The sequence below is a fragment of the Candidatus Cloacimonadota bacterium genome (assembly GCA_011372345.1).
Taxonomy (GTDB): Bacteria; Cloacimonadota; Cloacimonadia; order Cloacimonadales; family TCS61; genus DRTC01.
In genome coordinates, this window is the sequence record DRTC01000081.1 from 1 (window position 1) to 2,532 (window position 2,532).

A 2,532-nucleotide genomic window follows, 5' to 3' on the forward strand; every position below is an offset into this window, starting at 1 on the left:
ATTGCATTCCTTGTCATTGTTCCAATGACATTTTAAAATTTGGGAATGAGGAGAAACAGTAGTTTTGAAAATTTCACGATCCCGATACATCGGGATTGGTAAGTTTGGATTTTTAAGCGGCTACTCGAAAACACTCGCAATGACAGAGATAGAGTTTTCCTTATTCAACGAATTCAACCACTTCAATGAATTTCCCAACTTTAAGATTGACAAAATATCACTAAAAACTGTTTTCTCACAATTGAAAGAAAGATAAGAGGGATGGATGTCATATTTAGTTCTGGCGCGAAAATATAGACCGCAAACTTTTGACGAAGTTTACGCACAAGATCATATCACACAGATTTTGAAAAACACGATCGAACTCGATAGAACTGCTCAAGCATATTTATTTACCGGACCACGAGGAGTCGGGAAAACCTCTTTAGCGAGGATTTTCTCCAAAAGTCTGAATTGTCTAAATGGAGGACCAACAGTTAGTCCCTGTAATGAATGTACGAATTGTAAGGAAATCACAGACGGAATTTCAGCAGATGTGATTGAGATCGACGGAGCTTCCAATACCGGTGTTGATGATATTCGGGATTTGCAGAAAGAATTAATGTATTCACCTTCTAACTCTAATTTTAAGATCTATATCATCGATGAAGTTCACATGCTCTCCAAAAATGCTTTTAATGCTCTTCTGAAAACCCTGGAAGAACCTCCGGAAAAAGTTATTTTCATTTTTGCTACCACGGAACCGCATAAAGTTCTGCCAACTATAATTTCCCGCTGTCAGCGTTTCGATTTCAGGAGAATTCCAATTCCTTCGATATTAGAAAGGTTGAAGAAAATTTGTGAAACAGAAAAAGTAAAAATCGATGAAAAGGCATTGTATGTCATCGCAAAAAAGGCAGACGGCAGTATGAGAGATTCACTATCTTTGATGGACCAGGTTTTGGCTTATGGAAAAGGTAAAATATCACTTTCGGATATTCTCTCGATTTTCGGGATAGTTCATTCTGAAATCTATCAAAAGATAATTGCTTCGATTTCCGAAAAAAAGACAATCGTGATGGTGAAATTGTTCCAGCAAATTCTGGAAAAAGGGAATGATATCCAGGAATTTATCAATGGATTACTGGATTATATCAGGAATGTATTATTTATTAAGATAGGTTTGGATGTTCCTGAAATTCCTGACTCTGAGAAAAAAATACTCAAAGATTTAGGTAAAAGTTTTGAAGAAAATGATCTTTTGTATCTGATCTCATTATTGATAAAAACAAAAACCGATATTAAGACAAGTAATAATCCAATTTTAATATCAGAAATGGCTTTTATTAAAATGGCAAAAATCTCTGAAATGAAGTCTATCGAAGAAATTGTCAGTTCCATTTCCAGTACTGATAATCAACAGGAATTGCCTTTGAAATCTGTTCCTTCTTTGAAAAGATCAGAAAAAAAACTGCATAAAAAAACTGAGAAAGTAATAAAGGAAATTACCAGGGAAGTTAAGCAGGAAAAACCTAAACTGAAAAATATTACGATAGATGATTATAAAAAAGATAAAGAAATAATTCTAAATAAACTCAAAAAAGAAAAACCAATTGCTGCAACTTATTTGAATAATTGTATGATAGACCATATTTCTAATAATTTTATTCATTATGATGTAGGTAGTTCTACTGCTTATAAGATTTTAGATGATGAAAAAAATATAATTTCCGCTATTATTTCCGAACATTTCAATCTCAAAATAAAAATTGATTTCACTTTGAAAAAAGTTAAAAAAGAAAAAGTAATAACTAATCCAACGATCGAAGATATCCGCAGAGAATCACCAAAATTAGCAGAATTTATTGAGATTACAGATTCAATCATTTCTTAATTAATGATCTTTATTATATTAAGTTTTATTTACGCGATTGTTGTTTTATCTTTTTGTTTTGGAATTTTATTTCTGAAGCAGGGTAAGAACAATAATCTTAATAAGTTTTCTATCATTATTGCAGCTCGCAATGAAGAGAAAAATCTTCCTCAATTACTGGAAAATTTAGTCGATCAGAATTATCCGCAAGATCATTATGAAATAATTGTTGCTGATGATCGTTCGTCTGATAGAACTTCACTGATCGTAAAAGAATATATACAGAAATTTCCAAATCTGAAATTAATCCGAATTAAGGAAGAAACAGAAAATTTAGTCGGAAAAAAAAATGCCTTGAACAATGCTATTAAAAAATCCGAATATGAGATTTTAGCCTTTACTGATGCAGACTGTCTTCCAACAAAAAACTGGCTTTCTGAAATAAATAAACATTTCGATGATAAAACGGATTTCGTTACAGGATATTCACCTTTAATTTCCAAAGAGAAAAAAATTAATCTATTAAAAAATCTGGAACGATCTTCTCATTTTGCTGTTGTTGCCGGTTCTCTCGGATTAAATTGGAAAATAACTTGTTCTGCTCGCAATATGGCTTATAGGAAAAGTATATATGATAAAATGAATGGATTTTCCGGAATTGGAAATTTACGCTCCGGAGA

Annotated in this window: 2 protein-coding genes; both read left to right on the forward strand. The window is 32.0% G+C overall.

Features of this window, described 5'->3' with window-relative positions; all coding sequences use genetic code 11:
• Nucleotides 1-265 precede the first annotated feature (265 nt).
• Complete coding sequence (gene dnaX / locus ENL20_01485) at nucleotides 266-1,873, forward strand: DNA polymerase III subunit gamma/tau (protein HHE37230.1); 1,608 nt, start codon at nucleotides 266-268, stop codon at nucleotides 1,871-1,873.
• 3 nt (nucleotides 1,874-1,876) lie between these two features.
• Nucleotides 1,877-2,532: glycosyltransferase (locus ENL20_01490; GenBank protein ID HHE37231.1), on the forward strand; the 656-nt coding region annotated here is incomplete at its 3' end.